Genomic DNA, 17,543 nt, shown 5'->3' on the forward strand with positions numbered 1-17,543 from the left:
CAAATATTGCACCTCCGGCTTTGTTAATGCTTTTTACGATTGGTATATAGTTTGCAACATCAAGCACCATAATCAATATATGAAGAAGAAGCAACAGCACCAGGAGTGTAAGCACATAGGAAATTCCCCGCATTACCATCGCTGTTAAAGACTTTGCAATATAACTGCATACATTATCCACCCCACTCTCCAGGAACGTTTCTCCGTTGCAGTTTGCAATCAGCCAGCCTTTCACATTATCCGGAAGGTCCAGATTTTCTATCGTATCAATCTCTTCATTTCTTGTTGCCGTCTTTGTTTCTTCCGGCAGTTCAAATTTTTCTATGATTTTCTGTTCTATGACATCATCCAGAACGGTATACTGACACAACAGTTTATTCACGCCAGGATATAATATAGCAGTAAGAAGAACTGCCAGCACAATTCCTATCGCGCTGGCAGCACTTTTAAAAAAGCCTTTTCTATATCCACGAAATACCAGTAGCAAAATAAATGCCAGAATTCCGAGAACTAACAGATTCATTTTTTCTCCTTTTCGTTCTTTAACTTTAATTTGATCACCTGGGTTTCATTTTCAAATATCGCAATATACTCCAGCTTATTTTTGGATGGCACAATATTGATCAGATTCTTATTAAAGGTCGTTGCAAACTTTCTTGCTCCATTCAGATAATAAATACTGCAGTCGAATTCCCCCGAAATGATAAGTTCATCATCTGTTGCATATATATTGGAAAATGAATTGTTATAATCCGTTTCTGCTGTCAGCTTACCACTCATATCATAGATATAGATATGGTATCTGTTGTCACTATCTTCGTTATCTGCCGTGATATAACCCAGATATTTTGTATTTGCAAATACACCAAGCATCTCACGGTTCTCCAGATTGATCTCCGCTTTTTCACTTGGTTTTTCAGACATGGCGTATACAACGATCTTATTATCACCAAAACAGACAACTGTGTCATTGTCTACAAAATCTATGTATGGAAATATGGTGTCATCAAAGGTAAAGCCACCCATCAGACGATCCGCATTCTCATTCTGTCCCACAGATCCGAAATTATAGGCTGCAAGATAATCCGGCACAGAAGTCCCGTCTACCTTCACATAACTGGTAAATAACTTGGCTCCGTCATCTGATATTGCAATATCCAGCGGATACCCACTGTTCTCGATCGATGTCTTCATCTCATATATACTCTTGCTGTCTTTATCGTAAGCATTGATATAATTTTCTTTTTCTCCCGACAGGATCACTACATAAACGCCCTGTGCTGCCACGTCGATATTGGTAATATCATAGTTCAGTGTCTGGTTACTGACCTTACCGGATTTATTAAATACATACACATCTCTGCCATTCAGATCTGCAACTGCAGCATAGTCTCCATTTACAACTACCTGCGGCATCTTCATGGAATAGCTGCAGTCCCAGACAGTATTACCACTCTGATCAATATAGGATACTCCATCTTTTGTTACCTTCAGGACATTATCACTGAACAATACATAATTGGCTATATTATCTCCGGATGTCTCGGTAGATGTCACCACGTCATATGCTCTATATTCTCTTGTGCTGATGTATCTGCGCACGGATACGATCGTTACCGCTGCAATTAATATCACAAGTAAAAGGATCAGCAGCTTTAATCTTCCTGACATTCCTGGTGTTACTTCTATTATGTTGCTGTCCGTATCCTGTGTCCTGTCCTGTTTTTCAAAACGACGTTTCCCAAAAGCAGGTTTTCTTTTTTTATTCAGTTCTTCAGTTGTTTCTTTTGTCATACTATACCTCTATATTATCTGCAATTTTAAATAAGAGTTTTTCTTTTCACATGTGGACAGTATATCATTTTTAGTTTACAGATGGAATAGCTATTTTTTCCCCCGGATAGATTGTATCTCCTTCTTTAATTCCATTTGCATTCATCAGGGCATCCACATATTCCGGAGACTTGTACATCTTGATCGAAATACTCATCAATGTATCTCCTTCTTTAATCGTATAATACTGCAGAATTCCCTCTGCCATTGTCTCCTGGGTATTTTCCTGAGTATTGTCCTGTGAAGTTGTCTGTTCCGTTGTTATCAGACTCTCTGTATCCGGTTGATCTACCTGCGTTTTGTTCTGTGCCCCATTTGATCCTGTTACTCCTGCCTTATCTGTGCCGACAGACTCTGTCTGCGTTTCCGTAACAGCCGATGTTCCGGCAGTCGTACTGTCTATATCTTTTGTATATATTGTCTGTTCTGTATTGCTGTTTGAAAATACCTGTACCCCGGAATCTCCATTTTCCAGTTCCATTTTTCGGATCGTAGATTCGATGTTCTTCATTTTATCATAGTTTCCGGATACAACAACTCCCATGGATAGTACAAATAAAGCTGCAAAAGAGGCTACTGCATACCGGACATAGGTGCGGTTCTTCTTTGGTTTTTCAGGTGTGTCACCGCGCATGGCGCGGAAATTCTTTACAAGCTCCGCATCCTTCCGTACTGCTGCGTTCTGCTTGTCCTCACAGGACATATTCTTACGGCTGATAATGTAGCTCTGCATTGCTTCATTTCTGACATAATAAATATAGTATCCACGTTGCCGCATCAGCCGGTTCTTCTCACATACATAAAAGGCATCATCACATTCCAGAGAATCCATAACAAACAGTACCTTATCTCTTCCCCGAAAATTTTCCAGATGAAGTCTGGTAATCTTGTCATTGATTTCTGTTGAAAATCCCATCCTGGATAAAAACCATCCCACAACTGACAGATTTTCAAAATATTTATTGATATCCGCATAGAGCTTGCTCCAGATATGATCATCAAATTTAATCTGTTCTACATCAAACTCCAGATTCTGTGCTTCTACCGCTCCACTGATGAACAAGGTCTCTGTATCCCCGTCTTTAAAATATTCTCCAAGCAGGATCGCACCGCGGGAGGTTGTATTTCCCGGCTCTGCAATCTTGCGAAGAAATGTCATTACATAATCTTCTATGTATATCTTCTTTTTATCCGGGGCATTTCCTATCTGTCTGATATTCTTTGGCATTCTGTAGTGACCATCATTTTTTGCATTTTTTTCTGCTGTCGCCTTGTCATATACAATCTCTATCATGATAACACTCCCCATTCTTTTATTTACTTTCGTTCTATCGAAAGTTCTCTATTTTGAGATTAATTCTGATAATAGCATTCCAGATAGCCTGTACTTATCAAATTTTGTCAACAGATCCTGCAATCCATATTTTTTCTTTTTTATTATTTCGACATTTTATTTTTCAGCTTTGTGTAAACTTTATCAATCCTGGTAATACTTTATAGTAAGATACATTTTCTGGAAGGTGTTTATGAATATCAGCAAAAAACAAACGAAACGAAAAACTGAATATTTTGATCCCAGCCGTAGCCATACCTGTAAAGCACTTGGGGATAAGATCATAGAAATGATATATGAAATGGATGGTGCTTCCAAGGATATCATCGTTATCTGCATCGGCACAGACCGCGCAACCGGAGATGCCCTTGGTCCTCTGGTCGGTGATTATATCCTGGCTCACAACACAACCTATCAGGTTGCAGGCACGCTGCAATACCCTGTCCATGCTTTAAATATCAAGGATACCATCGAACACATTTATGCGGACTTTGACAATCCTTTTGTGATTGCTGTCGATGCCTCTCTTGGCATGTCAAAGGACATGGGACTGGTCACGCTCACCAACTCCCACCTTTTTCCCGGAAAAGGCGTAAATAAAAAACTTCCGGCAATAGGCGATATGTCCATTACCGGAATTGTGAATCTGTCTGGTCATACCGGAGCAAATCTTCTCCAGAATACCAGATTATATACAGTTAAACAAATGGCAGAATACATCGGAAAGGCTTTGATCTATGCCGATCATCATCTGTCATCTCCCTTATAAACTTTGATAGCCTCAGATACTGTACTTGCTGATCCTTCTTCCATAATTGAGATCAGATCAGATAATTTCTCTTCTGTACAAAAATCCTTTCCGAGATATGTTTCATATTTGTTCGTGATCATAAGCTCGTATTCAGATATCTTCTTCTGCGTATCACCGAAATCATTTTCCAGTGTATCACGTTCGGATTTCAACCGGTCCAGTTTCTCTTTTCTGCGTCCGGTAATCTCATCCGTAATCAACTGCTTGGTTTCTTTCTCGAATGTACGAAGCGCATCCAGTTTTTCATCACTGATCACTCCACCTGCATCCTCTAATTCCTGAATCTTTTTATCATATTTACCCAATCTGTAAATACTCTCATCCTTATCCTTTGCAATTGAATTCTTGATTGCTTTTACAGCCTTCTCATTGGCTATGATCTTATCGCGGGTTCTTCTTCCCTCCCGGATCAAATCCCTATGTTTCACCTTTGTCAGGTTAAATACAATAAAATAAATAATAAACTCAGCAATTATGATCAATGCTGCAATCAACACGCACATTGCAGTATGACTTCCTGTCTTAAACTTTGTATTCATCAAAACCGCTATCACTGCTGCAGGAATTCCTCCACATGCAACCAAAAGAATTACAAACAGCTCCAGAAATTCGCTCATGCCTTTTGGGGAAAACAGACAATAATACATCTTCGTATTACAAAACGGCGGAACATGGTTCTTTTTGAATAAGGTCTTGATAGTCGCATTCAGCTGACGATTCTCCTCCCGGATATCTGCCGTCTCCTTATTGATCCTATCTTCCATTCTCTGGCTTTTCTTTTTATCCTTCTTCGTCTGCACTTGACGGATCTTGGAATTATTTACATCGATCTGTCTGTCATAGCTTGCAGCGATCTGTTCTTTTCTTTTCTTTAACGTGGCACTGATCTCATCGCCGGTCGCCCGTTCTTCCCGGACGATTGCCCGTTTATTCTTCTTCTGGAGCAGTTTGATCTCCTCCAGCTTATCTTTTAAATCTTCTAATTCGGAGATTGTATCACGTGCTTCAATCAGGTATTCCTGATCTTCATCATATACGTTATCCGCAGCCATAGTTTTCCTCCTGTCTGTAAATGTACACGCACAAGCCTGCACTATATTTATTTTAACAAATAACCCCTTATTAAACAACCAGAAGTTTTTTCTCTGGTTTCTCTGTAATCTGTCACACTTTTTTCAAACAAAATTAAGAGAATGTAAATTGCAAACCGTGTCCACTTCTTCTATAATAGAAAAAACAACTACCGGTACAACAAAAACAATACCGGCAGATATGACTTTTAAACAGCATATATTTTACATAAAGGAGGATTTAACCTGACCTATGAATATTTTATTTTTTCTGACTCCCAAGAGCGAGGTTGCATTTATAGAAAATACATTTACTTTAAGACAGATTCTTGAAAAGATGGAGATCCATCGATATTCAGCAATCCCGATTCTGTCGGGTAACGGCGAATATGTCGGAACAATCACCGAGGGTGATATTCTCTGGTTCTGCAAGAAAGCCGGATTAAACCATCTGTCCGAATCTGAAGATATCCATCTGTCCGACATTCCGAAAAAATTCGAATATGCCTCCGTATCAATCAACTCAAACATGGAAGATCTGATTGCCCGTGCAATGGCACAGAACTTTGTTCCGGTAGTCGACGACCACAACAAGTTCATCGGTATCGTAACCCGAAAAGATATTATCGGCTACTGCTATAAAAAGCTGAGCCAGACTTCATAGTCTTTTTTCAAAAAAATTAAAAAGCCATCCAACCGATACTATTATTATACCGGCTGAATGGCTTTTTATTTATTATAACACGCCTGTTCTGTTGATTGCTGAGATTAAGGCATATACAGATGCATCAATAATATCATCCTTAATGCCTGCACCCCAGGTAACTATTCCATCTTTTCCTTCCAGACCTACATAAGCGACTGCCTGTGAGTTAGAGCCAACCTGTAATGCATGCTCCTCATAGCAGATGATCTTGAAGTCAATGTCAAAATGCTTTTTAATTGCATTGCTGACAGCATCCAGACGTCCATTTCCTTTACCATGATATACTTTCTTCTCACCATATTTCATGATCGTGATCTCCGTTGAGATTCCATCGCCCTGCACAAAATGGCATTCTAACATCTGAACCGGACCTTCGATATTGACATATGTACGCTGGAAAATATCCAGTACTTCTGCAGCGGATAATTCTTTATGTGCCTTATCGGATACATCTTTAACTGTGTATCCAAGGTCTTCACGGAATTTGGCCGGAAGATCAAAGCCATACTTGGACTGAAGAATATAACCGATTCCACCCTTTCCTGACTGACTGTTGATACGGATAACATCTCCGTCGTACTTTCTTCCGATGTCTTCCGGATTCAGAGGCAGGTATGGTACTGTCCACATGCCGTCTCCCTGATCTTCTCTGTACTTCATACCCTTTGCGATCGCATCCTGATGAGATCCTGAGAATGCTGCAAAGACTAATTTACCTGTATATGGAGAACGCTCGTATACATGCATATTTGTCACGCGCTCATATAATTCTGTCAGCTTTGGAATGTCGGAGAAATCCAGTTCAGGATCTACTCCATGTGTAAACATATTCATCGCAAGTGTGATGATATCTACATTACCGGTTCTTTCACCATTTCCAAATAAAGTTCCCTCGATTCTGTCTGCACCTGCAAGAATACCAAGCTCCGCATCTGCTACGCCACAGCCACGGTCATTGTGCGGATGTAAGGACAGGATAACATTTTCTCTGTCAATCAGATGTTCGCTCATGTACTCGATCTGACTTGCATATACATGTGGCAGTGACATCTCTACGGTTGCAGGAAGGTTGATGATAACCTTACGATCCGGGGTAGGCTTCCATTCTTTAATAACTGCATTACATACTTCCAGTGCATAATCGATCTCTGTTCCGGTAAAGCTCTCCGGTGAATATTCAAATGGATAGTTCACTCCATGTTCTTCTGCCATCTGATTCAACAGTTTTGCTCCATCGACAGCAAGCTGTAAAATCTCTTCTTGGGATTTCTTAAATACCTGTGTTCTCTGTGCATAAGATGTTGAATTATACAGGTGAACGATTGCATTCTTTGCGCCGTCAATTGCTTCAAATGTCTTCTTAATAATATGTGGTCTTGCCTGTGTCAGTACCTGAATGGTTACATCATCCGGTATCATATCCTTCTCGATCAGGGTACGGCAGAACTCATATTCTGTTTCTGATGCTGCAGGGAAACCGATCTCGATCTCTTTGAAACCGATTCGTACAAGTTCCTTGAAGAACTCCAGTTTCTCATCCAGATTCATCGGAACGATCAGTGCCTGATTTCCATCTCTTAAATCTACACTACACCAGATCGGTGCCTTATCAACGTATTCCTTTTCTACCCATTTTGTAGACTTTTCCGGCGGCATATAGTAGCCTCTTTTGTAATGCTCAAAATTCTTCATGTTTAACCTCCTGTTTCTGTTTTCTGTATAAGCTCCTGTAACGGCTTTTGTTCTCCGATTCATATATTACATAAAATATGGCAATAAAAAAACCTACATCTCATCACCTATAGAGACGTAAGTTATACGCGGTACCACTCTATTTCATACATGTTGTATGCTCTCGTTACAGATACAGATAGAATCTCTTATATCCTCCTGCTATAATGGTCAGGTTCCATCCCATCCTACTTCCTTTCAGCGGGCTACTCTGAGGCGAGTTCAAATCTGTTCCACTGTTGTCTCACACCAACCGACAACTCTCTGAATGCTTCATAGATTCTACTATTCCTCTTCATCGTATTATCTGTATCGACTTTAACACAGTGTCTCGCTGTCTGTCAACCCCATTTTTACAGAAAAACTCCGTCATGAAAAGATCTGCAAAAAATATGCACGCGGCAACTGTTCTTCCTGTATCCGCGTGCATAGGATTGTCATTCCTACCATACAATATGACGTTTGTTCTTCAAGAGACAACCGCCTGATGCGATCATCAATATACCGGATGCAAGTCCAAGCACCAGAACCACTACGCCTAATGCAATATTTATTGCGCCTGAAGTTTTCATTGTCTTATATGCTTTCTCCATTTTCAGCACCCCTTCTGCAAAAATTTCATTTGAAAAGATGATACCACAAAGTCTCTCACCTGACAATGTTTCAGAGCAAAATTACACCTTAAAATTTACATTAAATATTCTTTATGTTACACTATTTTTAAAAATGAACACATATGCTATTCTTTTTATTTTCAGAATGCAGAATGTCGTCTCGAAATGAAAAACGTATCCTATACACTATAGATAAGGAGTCTGAATTATGCCAGCTATTTCAAATGACTGGGCTGCGGAACTGAAGCCCGAATATAAAAAAGAATATTATAAAGAACTGTTTAATTTTGTCGGACATGAATATGCCACAAGAGAGATCTTTCCTCCTGCCGATGATATATTCAATGCGTTCCATCTGACACCATTATCAAAGGTCAAATGTGTTATCATCGGTCAGGATCCTTACCACAACGTAGGGCAGGCGCATGGTCTGAGTTTCAGCGTAAAGCCGGGTGTCGACATCCCGCCTTCTCTTGCTAATATCTATCAGGAGCTTCACGATGACCTTGGCTGCTATATACCCAATAATGGTTATCTTGTCAAATGGGCAGAGCAGGGTGTCCTGATGTTAAATGCTGTTCTGACCGTCCGGGCGCATCAGGCAAATTCCCATCAGGGACATGGCTGGGAACAATTTACAGACGCCTGTATGGAGATCTTAAACCGCCAGGATCGTCCGATCGTATTCATCTTATGGGGATCGTATGCACAAAAAAAAGCTTCGATGTTAAACAATCCGAATCATCTGATCTTAAAAGCTCCGCATCCAAGTCCGTTATCTGTCTATCGTGGTTTCTGGGGAAGCAAGCCTTTCAGCAAAACGAACAACTTCCTGACCGAGCACGGTGTTGAACCGATCGACTGGCAGATTGAAAACATATGACAATAAATCTGCCAAGCAAATAAGCAACGTGTCTGTATAAAGACAACGCTGCTTATTTATTTGGCAGATAAACAGATATGCGCAAGAAGGGCGAATAGCTGTACGATTTCGAAAGTCCGACGGACAGAGAAATCGGTATTATTGAATTGTCTCCCGCTTCTTGTCCAGTTCTGCCTGAACAACAGCAAGTTGTTCGATAATTTTATCTTTTAACATAGATATCTCGGAAGCATAGTTCTCTCCCAGATTGTCTTTTACCTGTTCTAACCGGTCAAGGATATCGGTATAAGTCTGATTTACTTTTCTCTGGATCCATTTGCGATTGGATACAAAAAGGATAGTTCTTAGATTATGCAGTCTGTCTGCAAGTTTGATCATGACCACCTGTGCCGGGGCGTGGTCAAATAGACGTTTTGAATAGTCAGAGAAGGTCTCTCCTTCAAGTTTACTTAATAAATATACATGATCCCTGATATCCGTACCAAAGATCTTTTCAATATCTTCAAATGTACAGTCCGTATCTTCTACCGTATCATGCAATAACGCAACTACAAGTACAGTTTCATCCTCTACATGGCATTCGTCCTTTAATATATGGTAAACGCCAAGAATATGTTCATCATAATACGGCACTTTGCCATCTCTTCCAAGACGTGTCTGCCCCTGATGACATTGCCTGGCAAATGCCATTGCAGTCTTCACGCAATCTGCTTCTGCTGCTTCTGTCTGACAGCCACATTCTTCTATATAAGAAATTGTTTCATTCCTGTCTGCTGTATTTGTAAAACCCTGCATGTTCTGCTCCATTCTGTACCTTAACTGGTATTTAATATGACATAACCGGACATGTCCACCCGCACCTTGTATCTATTTCAGTATAACACAGCCGCCCATATCTTTCCAGCAAATCTGTCATTTTATAGATACTTCATTTTTTCATCTGCTTCGTTTTTCTGTCTTGTACTTTTCCATAATTTGTCTGTCTCCAAGCTTGAATCCTGCCGGAATTTCGCATATACTAGATTCTGCTTTCCCGTAATATTCAACTATATAATGTTCCAACCTGTCCGTGCGGGTTGCAACAAGCGGACTTGAACGCACAATATATATGTCATTGCCTGTTACGGTGAATGATACAAATTAAGAAAGAGGTTTCACGATTATGGATATTATTTTGAAAATCAGTCAGGAACTTATGTGCCGGCAGGAGCAGGTAGCTGCTGCCGTTAAATTGATAGATGAGGGATGCACGATCCCTTTTATTGCAAGATACAGAAAGGAAGCTACCGGTTCTTTAAACGATGAACAGCTTCGTACTCTGGATGAACGGCTCACTTATCTCAGAGGACTGGAAGACCGGAAGGAAAAGGTCCTCGCTTCGATCGAAGAACAGGGCATGCTGACCGATGAACTAAAGAAGTCAATTCTGGCTGCTGAAACACTCGTTGCAGTGGAAGATCTGTATCGTCCTTATAAACCAAAGAGAAAAACGCGTGCGACAATCGCACAGAGCAAAGGTCTTACCGGACTTGCCAACATCATCTCCCTTCAGATGACAAATAAGTCGATTCCGGAGGAAGCACTGGCTTATGTATCCGAGGAAAAAGAAGTCCACTCTGCAGAAGAAGCCATCGCCGGAGCTATGGACATTATTGCAGAATCTATTTCAGATAATGCTGAATATCGTACCGAAATCCGAAACCTTACAATGGACAAGGGTATTTTGATGACAACTGCCAAGGATCCGGAAGCAGAATCCGTATATGAAATGTATTATGATTTCAGCACACCTGTACGCAAAATGGCCGGATACCGTACACTTGCGATCAACCGTGGAGAAAAGGAAAAATTTCTCTCTGTTAAGATTGAAGCACCAGTTGATGAGATCACCGGTTATCTGATCCGTCAGGTGATCGTACGCGACAATCCAAATACAAATGACATTTTAAGGAACACTATAACTGACAGTTATGAACGTCTGATCGCACCTTCTATTGAACGTGATATCCGAGGCAGTCTGACAGAAGCTGCTGAAGATGGCGCGATCAAGGTATTTGGCAGCAACTTAAAGCAGCTCTTAATGCAGCCACCGATCAATGGTCATGTGGTTCTCGGCTGGGATCCTGCTTTCCGTACCGGATGTAAGCTGGCAGTCGTTGATGCAACCGGAAAGGTGCTCGCCACTAAGGTTATTTACCCAACTGCCCCTCAGAACAAAGTGGAAGAATCCAAGAAGATCTTAAAAGATCTGATCAAGAAATATCATATTTCCCTTATCTCAGTTGGAAACGGTACTGCTTCCCGTGAATCCGAAGCGATCATTGCAGATCTTATCCATGAGCTGGATACAAAGATTCAATATGTGATCGTAAACGAAGCCGGCGCATCCGTCTACTCTGCAAGTAAACTTGCAACAGAAGAATTCCCGAACTTTGATGTAGGCCAGCGTAGTGCTGCTTCAATCGCAAGAAGACTTCAGGATCCGCTTGCTGAGCTGGTCAAGATCGATCCAAAAGCGATCGGTGTCGGTCAGTATCAGCACGATATGAATCAAAAGAAGCTGACAGAAGCATTAGACGCTGTTGTAGAAGATTCCGTAAACCAGGTCGGTGTCGATCTAAATACCGCTTCCGCTCCTCTGATGGAACATATTTCCGGTATCAACAAAACCCTGGCAAAAAATATCGTAGAATACAGAGAAGCAAACGGCCGTTTTAAGAACAGAAAAGAACTGTTAAAGGTTGCTAAACTTGGCCCGAAAGCATTTGAACAGTGTGCCGGATTTATGAGGATCACTGGTGGTACAAATCCACTGGACGCAACCTCTGTCCACCCGGAAAGCTATGAGGTTACTGAAACACTGATCCAGCATCTCGGTTATTCCATGGATGATCTTGCATCCGGTCAGTTAAAGGGCATTACAAAAGCAGCCGGTGATATCAAAGCACTCGCAAAGGAACTGGGTGTCGGAACAGTAACCGTCACCGACCTTGTAAAAGAACTGGAAAAACCAGCCAGAGATCCAAGAAGCGAAATGCCACAGCCGATCCTTCGTGGTGATATCCTTGAAATGAAGGATCTGAAGGAAGGCATGATCTTAAAGGGAACCGTCCGCAACGTAATCGATTTTGGTGCATTTGTCGACATCGGTGTTCATCAGGATGGTCTGGTGCATATCTCCCAGATGTCCGATAAATTCATCAAGCATCCATTGGATGTCGTCAGCGTCGGTGACATCGTAACGGTTAAGGTTATGAGCGTGGATCTTGCCAAGAAACGGATCCAGCTTACAATGAAAGGAATTAACTGATCGATTTCCCACGACAAATGTCTGATTCTGTCTTTTGCGCTTGATTTATATATAATTATAAGATAAAATAAAACTATATGTGGCCTGTTAAGGTTTATAAATTATATGTAAAGTTCAGGGAGGAACTATCGTTTTGAAGATAGGGATTATTTCAATAAACACACATACGAAAGCACTTAATTTTGCGTGTCCTTTACACACATATGCTTTCCAGCAATTTTTATCAGATCATGGCATCGAAAGTACAGTCATTGACTATATGCCTATCTACAATAACAAAGAATACGATCCGGTCTATCCTCTGCATTTTTATCTGCAACATGGCTACAACAAAGCTCTGACAGAAATAATGCCGGAAGGCCTTACAAAAGATGAACAAAAGGTCTGGACACATAAGCATAACCTGAAAATACTTACGATCAATAAATTTGCCAAGTTGTACACGATATGGCCAAAGCGGTATCAGAAATTTGAGAACTTTATCAATGCTCATTATATCCGCACCAAAGAAACCTATCACCATGACGATCTGGATGATCAGAAACTGGATTTTGACTGCTACATCTGTGCTACGGATGTTATCTGGCAGTACAATCCGGATAAAGGCTTTGACCGTGGATTTTTTCTGGCTGCCGAGCCTATGAAAAACGCTCCGAAGATCGGATATGCTGTCAGTCGTGGTGTCTTTAACGGCTGGACAAAAGAACAGGAAAAAGAATTTATCGAATATACAACGCCATTCGAGGCAATCGCTGCGAGAGAGTCAAGCTTTGCCGAACACATTCATGAACTGACGGGGAAAGATGTTCCGGTTGTACTGGATCCTGTATTCTTAAAGGATAAAAAATTCTGGCACGATATTGCGATCCCGCCCAGAAATCAGGAACGCAAATATGTCCTGCTCTACGCTGTAATGGAGCGTGCGATCGACTCCATCCAGAAGGCTCTGGCATTTGCAAAGGAAAAAGGTCTGGAACTTATCATTCTGTCCTCCTATGAAAGCAATGTCCATCTGCCAAAAGAAGGCGATTACAAAGTCATCTATAATGTTGGTCCGGATGAATGGCTTGGATATATAGAACAGGCAGAATACATCTTTACAAATTCATTCCATGCCTGTGCATTCTCGATCTTATTTGAAAAGCAGTTTTATGTTGGTGCAAGACATGGCGATAAGGTTGATACAATCTTAAAAACCTTTGATTTAGAGGATCGCCGTTTTACAAAAACCTATGACAGTACAAAATCAGCAAAACCGATCGATTATAGCAAAGTTGGTCAGCTTCTGGAGGAAAAACGAAAAGCCTCCGGTGATTTCATACTGAATGCGATCCATTCTGTTGAAAAGAAATACAATCTGGCAGATACGCATTTTAAGAAGGAACCATTTAACCTGATCTATGCTTCCTCTGCTAAGAATAAAAATCTTGTCTGTCGGTTATTTACTTTTGGATTGAACAAATCGATCCGGGAAAAATCGATTGAATTTCGTCCAAATGAGAAATATGACGGCAACGCAGTTGTAAAACTGGCAAAGAATCCATTCCGTTATAAAGGCTTTACCTTCCTTGGATGGTATTGCCGTACAACTTTTCACGGTATCTACAAATGGTACTGTACGGACGGACAGTTCCACACCGCGGCCGAGATTCTATATCATGATGATATCGAATTATGTCGTTTTCAGGATCAGGAACAGACGGATGCCTTTACAAGGAATCGTTTCCTGACCGGAAATTCATTCTTCCTGCAGGCGGTATGGCAAAATAATGAAAACGGACATATTATTCCGAATATCGAGCGAAGCCTGCGTGCCTCTTTCAAAGAATATATGGTACAGGCTCGTAAAAAATAAATAATGATCCGGATTTTATCGGATAGAAACACAGGAGACCGTGTACAACTCATGCTTGTATACTGTCTCCTGTTTTAATTCGTCTTTATTTTTGTTTTTTGACTCTTTTTATTTTTTCGGCTCTTTGTCCTCGTTTATATTCTGAACAAGCCTGTGTCATCTGGCAAGATAGGTCTGTGCTGTCTGCTGATATATAACCATAGCTTTCATAACCTGTTCCAGTGTGCTTCCATATGTCTGAGCCGACAACACCGTATACGCATAACTTAAAACACCATATGTTATCGCTCCACTCTCTCCTGCTGCCAATGTATTCATCTGTGTAATGTTCTGAATATGCACGGCAGGAATTTCTATATAAAACATATTGGATCCGACGGATACCGGAGTTACTGCATTTCCATTTAAGGTAAATGTTATATCACTCAGCTCCACATCACCTGCTTTTGTAAAATAATGACGGATCAGTGTTCCTGAACGTAGCACCAAGGAGCTTCCATAATAGGAAATTCCATCCGGCATATTTCCTGCCTGCACGGACTGATAGGATGCAAGTGCAGTCAGATCCATGCTTCCTATCTGACGTTCCGTCTCCGGCAGAATTGCATTTGCCAGATCACCGGTATGATAACCAAACAATTCCTGTGCGGCAGTTCCGTAATTCAGCATTGCCTTCACGACCGGAAGTTCTGCTGTATAGGTACTACTCCGGTCTAACATATATCCCGCATAATCCTGAACCGAATACCGATATATTGTTCCACAGGCAGTTCCATCGGACAGAAATACCTGTGCCCGGATATCATCCGCCATCTCCTTTGCTGCCACATAACAGGTAAATACATAATACTGTTTTCCATTTACTGTCTGCTTCTCTGCATCCGTCACCTTCTGTTGCGTTGTGCTTCCATCCGGCATCGTAAATTTCATATATGCACCGCTGTCATTTAAAACTGTATTTGTAAACCGCAGATAAAAGCAGATTCCCGTCTCCTCCTCCAGCCGGAGCGAATATCCGGCAAGTGATGCGCTCATACCATCTAACATTGCATTACACAGATCACAGATTCCATCTCCATCCTGATCTTCATGATACAGGTCTGTACTCAGCTCCGGATAGACAAATTCATATGCGCCATTTGCATCCCAGGCACCTTCTGCTATATGACAGCTCCCGAAATCGGTCTTTGCAAAATGATCCGGCTTCGTTGCAGATCCAACCAAAAAGAAATCATAATAGGTCCGGCTGGTCTGGTCATCCCAGGTCGCATCTACTCCATACCAGATACCGTCCTCCATCTGAACCAGATTCCACATATGGGCTCCACCAGTATCTGTCACTCCGGTCACAAGCACACATGGTATTCCATATGCATCGCACAACAGCTTAAAGCCTCTGGAATATCCTGCACAGACCGTCTCCACCGTTCCATCACCATTCGTGTCACGAAATGCACTGTAAGCCGATTGATATTCACTGCTTGTCGTATTAGATTTTGCATAGGATGTACTGTTACAGATATAATCATGAATCTCTTTTATGGTCTGATATCTGGATGTACTTCCCGCGAGCTTCTTATTGATCGATTCCGTTGCCTCCGACACGATCGTATCCATCTCCGCCTTTGTTGCATTCACCGATGGTTCTTTGATATAGGTCGTAATACATGGAACTGTTACATCCTTTACCATACTGTTATTCTCATCCAGCTCAGACGAATAATATGAAATTCCATTTATTTTGTATGACATATAATAGGTTGCACCCGACAGCCAGCTAAGCTCCGGATGGTCATAGATCAGAGCAAGAAATGCCGGAGTCAGCATGTCACGTTCCCAGCTCAGCACCTGTGGATGAAAGGTATCCGGCATGACCATCTTATTATCCGATGTGATCGTAATCTTCTGATCCTTCCACACGCTGGAATAATTCAACGTGATCGTACTCGTTGTAGAGCCATCTTTATAGGCATCATATAAGCTCTTATAGATTTCTTTTGACACATCATCCAACTGATCATAATACCGGTCCGTTGCTGTCCTGTCTTCCCGAAGGTTATAAGCGGATATTCCATTTCCCATCGTGACCGCATTCACGTCACCCAGGATTTCTTCCCAGCCATACGAATCCTCTTCCGGCTCCGCAGCCAAAATCTCATCTTTATCTGTTTCTTCTTGTCGATTTTCAACCTGTGTAGATGTATCCGCTTCTTCCTCTGTCTGTTCTTCCGTTTCTGACAGAGTATCGTGCGTTTTATTCGTTGTTATCTCTGCCATTGTTGTTCCCGCTGCAAATACGGTTCCGCCGCCCGTTGCCGCCGCTACGATCATGGCAAGCCCTGCCACAAATATTTTCAGTTTCCTATATCTTCTCATAGCATCACCCCTGTATCAATCTGCTGTGCATCCAGTCTGTGCACCCTCTTGTTTTATACTGTACTCCGTACCTTTTATACTGGTTCTATTTTATCATAGATGGTAAGAGGATACTATGAGAATTTTTATTTCTAAATAGCTGCATGATGTGCTTCGCGCATTTCATACATTTATCATTCCAATTCTGCGATCATCTGTTTTAAGTGTCCCGTCAGTTTTGTATTCTCTGCATAGTCAACCGGGCAGTCAATGATACAGACTTTACCAGATGCAAATGCCTGTTCCAGAACATCCTTCAAATCTTCTGTTTTATCTACACGAAGTCCGACTGCATGCATGCTCTCTGCCATTTTTACAAAATCCGGATTTGTAAAATCTACAAAACAGTGATCGCCAAACCGGTCATCCTGTTTCCATTTGATCAAACCATAGCTGTCATCCCGCATGACCAGAACGACGATCGGAACATTCATCCGAACAGCTGTTTCAATCTCCTGACAATTCATCATGAAACCACCATCACCTGTAACAGCAAGTACCTTTCTTTCCGGATATAACATCTTCGCTGCGATCGAACCGGGAACCGCTATACCCATCGTTGCAAAACCATTTGAGATTAGACAGGTATTTGGCTCATAGCAGTTATAATGTCTGGATATCCACATCTTATGGGCTCCAACATCAGATACCAGAATATCCTCCTTACCCATAACGGATCGGATATCGCAGACGGCCGTGAATCAATATGAATGATCTTGTGGTCATCCTTCAGATTCCATTTGATCGGTGCAAACTCGACAATATCATAACCAACTGTAATAATCAGATCTGCCTTTTCTAATATCACATTCTGGTAATCCTTCTGTCTTGTCGTTATAAATGTATCGAGCAGACGCTGGGTGCAAAATTATTTGAACGAACGACACCACTGAAGCTTACCTATGCCGGAGAACGATTTCTGGACTATGCGAACCGTCTGGTTCAGGCGGAAACAGAAATGATGAGTGAATTTCAGGATATC

13 protein-coding genes, 1 pseudogene and 1 other annotated feature (1 of these 15 cut by a window edge) are annotated in these 17,543 nt (G+C 41.4%); of the genes and pseudogenes, 5 read left to right on the forward strand and 9 right to left on the reverse strand.

All coding sequences use genetic code 11. The annotated features are described in order from the left end of the window. The 3 genes from DWY07_RS09585 to DWY07_RS09595 all read right to left on the reverse strand — a co-directional run. Positions 1-523: the 5' portion of a CvpA family protein gene (locus DWY07_RS09585; RefSeq protein ID WP_117808663.1), read on the reverse strand. The gene continues 176 nt to the left of window position 1, outside the view; the window shows 523 of its 699 coding nt (coding positions 1-523); it begins with the start codon at positions 521-523; its stop codon lies off the left edge, out of view. Continuing rightward, positions 520-1,794, reverse strand: a complete 1,275-nt coding sequence (locus DWY07_RS09590; protein WP_117785366.1) for a DUF5711 family protein — start codon at positions 1,792-1,794, stop codon at positions 520-522. The genes DWY07_RS09585 and DWY07_RS09590 overlap by 4 nt, the downstream gene beginning before the upstream one ends. 70 nt (positions 1,795-1,864) lie before the next feature. Beyond that, positions 1,865-3,127 carry a LysM peptidoglycan-binding domain-containing protein gene (locus DWY07_RS09595; RefSeq protein WP_173784138.1) on the reverse strand — a complete coding sequence of 421 codons (1,263 nt, stop codon included), beginning with the start codon at positions 3,125-3,127 and terminating at the stop codon, positions 1,865-1,867. 232 nt (positions 3,128-3,359) lie between these two features. Between DWY07_RS09595 and yyaC the strand changes: the two genes are divergently transcribed. Further along, complete coding sequence (yyaC, locus tag DWY07_RS09600) at positions 3,360-3,935, forward strand: spore protease YyaC (RefSeq protein WP_021943380.1); 576 nt, start codon at positions 3,360-3,362, stop codon at positions 3,933-3,935. Here yyaC and DWY07_RS09605 read toward each other — a convergent pair. After that, positions 3,914-5,029 carry a hypothetical protein gene (locus DWY07_RS09605; protein ID WP_117822879.1) on the reverse strand — a complete coding sequence of 372 codons (1,116 nt, stop codon included), beginning with the start codon at positions 5,027-5,029 and terminating at the stop codon, positions 3,914-3,916. The genes yyaC and DWY07_RS09605 overlap by 22 nt on opposite strands. Positions 5,030-5,300: 271 nt before the next feature. Here DWY07_RS09605 and DWY07_RS09610 point away from each other — a divergent pair, with 271 nt between their 5' ends. Continuing rightward, positions 5,301-5,711: a CBS domain-containing protein gene (locus tag DWY07_RS09610; RefSeq protein WP_117808666.1), complete on the forward strand. Its 411-nt coding sequence runs from the start codon at positions 5,301-5,303 to the stop codon at positions 5,709-5,711. A 72-nt stretch (positions 5,712-5,783) separates the two neighbouring features. On the opposite strand, the gene DWY07_RS09615 is transcribed toward DWY07_RS09610, so the two are convergent. Then, positions 5,784-7,445 (reverse strand): 2-isopropylmalate synthase, encoded by a 1,662-nt coding sequence (locus DWY07_RS09615; RefSeq protein WP_117822881.1) that lies wholly within the window; start codon positions 7,443-7,445, stop codon positions 5,784-5,786. 108 nt (positions 7,446-7,553) lie between these two features. After that, positions 7,554-7,792 (reverse strand) — a binding site (T-box leader). A 135-nt stretch (positions 7,793-7,927) separates the two neighbouring features. Continuing rightward, entirely contained in the window at positions 7,928-8,077 is a 150-nt protein-coding gene (locus tag DWY07_RS13225) for a hypothetical protein (protein WP_021943377.1), read from the reverse strand. Positions 8,078-8,306: 229 nt separating this feature from the next. Here DWY07_RS13225 and DWY07_RS09620 point away from each other — a divergent pair, with 229 nt between their 5' ends. Continuing rightward, positions 8,307-8,981, forward strand: a complete 675-nt coding sequence (locus DWY07_RS09620) for a uracil-DNA glycosylase (protein ID WP_021943376.1) — start codon at positions 8,307-8,309, stop codon at positions 8,979-8,981. 138 nt (positions 8,982-9,119) lie between these two features. On the opposite strand, the gene DWY07_RS09625 is transcribed toward DWY07_RS09620, so the two are convergent. After that, the gene (locus tag DWY07_RS09625; protein ID WP_021943375.1) at positions 9,120-9,776 is read right to left on the reverse strand and encodes an HD domain-containing protein; all 657 of its coding nucleotides are present in this window, start codon (positions 9,774-9,776) and stop codon (positions 9,120-9,122) included. A gap of 367 nt (positions 9,777-10,143) precedes the next feature. On the opposite strand from DWY07_RS09625, the gene DWY07_RS09630 reads away from it, so the two are divergent. Then, the gene (locus DWY07_RS09630; protein ID WP_117822883.1) at positions 10,144-12,291 is read left to right on the forward strand and encodes a Tex family protein; all 2,148 of its coding nucleotides are present in this window, start codon (positions 10,144-10,146) and stop codon (positions 12,289-12,291) included. A 133-nt stretch (positions 12,292-12,424) separates the two neighbouring features. Beyond that, positions 12,425-14,146: a polysaccharide pyruvyl transferase family protein gene (locus DWY07_RS09635; protein ID WP_173784140.1), complete on the forward strand. Its 1,722-nt coding sequence runs from the start codon at positions 12,425-12,427 to the stop codon at positions 14,144-14,146. Between the two features lie 156 nt (positions 14,147-14,302). Here DWY07_RS09635 and DWY07_RS09640 read toward each other — a convergent pair whose 3' ends face one another. Then, positions 14,303-16,522, reverse strand: a complete 2,220-nt coding sequence (locus DWY07_RS09640) for a transglutaminase domain-containing protein (protein ID WP_117822887.1) — start codon at positions 16,520-16,522, stop codon at positions 14,303-14,305. A gap of 173 nt (positions 16,523-16,695) precedes the next feature. After that, positions 16,696-17,387 (reverse strand): annotated as a pseudogene (locus DWY07_RS09645) (thiamine pyrophosphate-dependent enzyme); the annotation flags it as partial. Between the last annotated feature and the right edge of the window lie 156 nt (positions 17,388-17,543).

This window comes from Clostridium sp. AF23-6LB, from assembly GCF_003461085.1.
Taxonomy (GTDB): domain Bacteria; phylum Bacillota; class Clostridia; order Lachnospirales; family Lachnospiraceae; genus Coprococcus; species Coprococcus ammoniilyticus.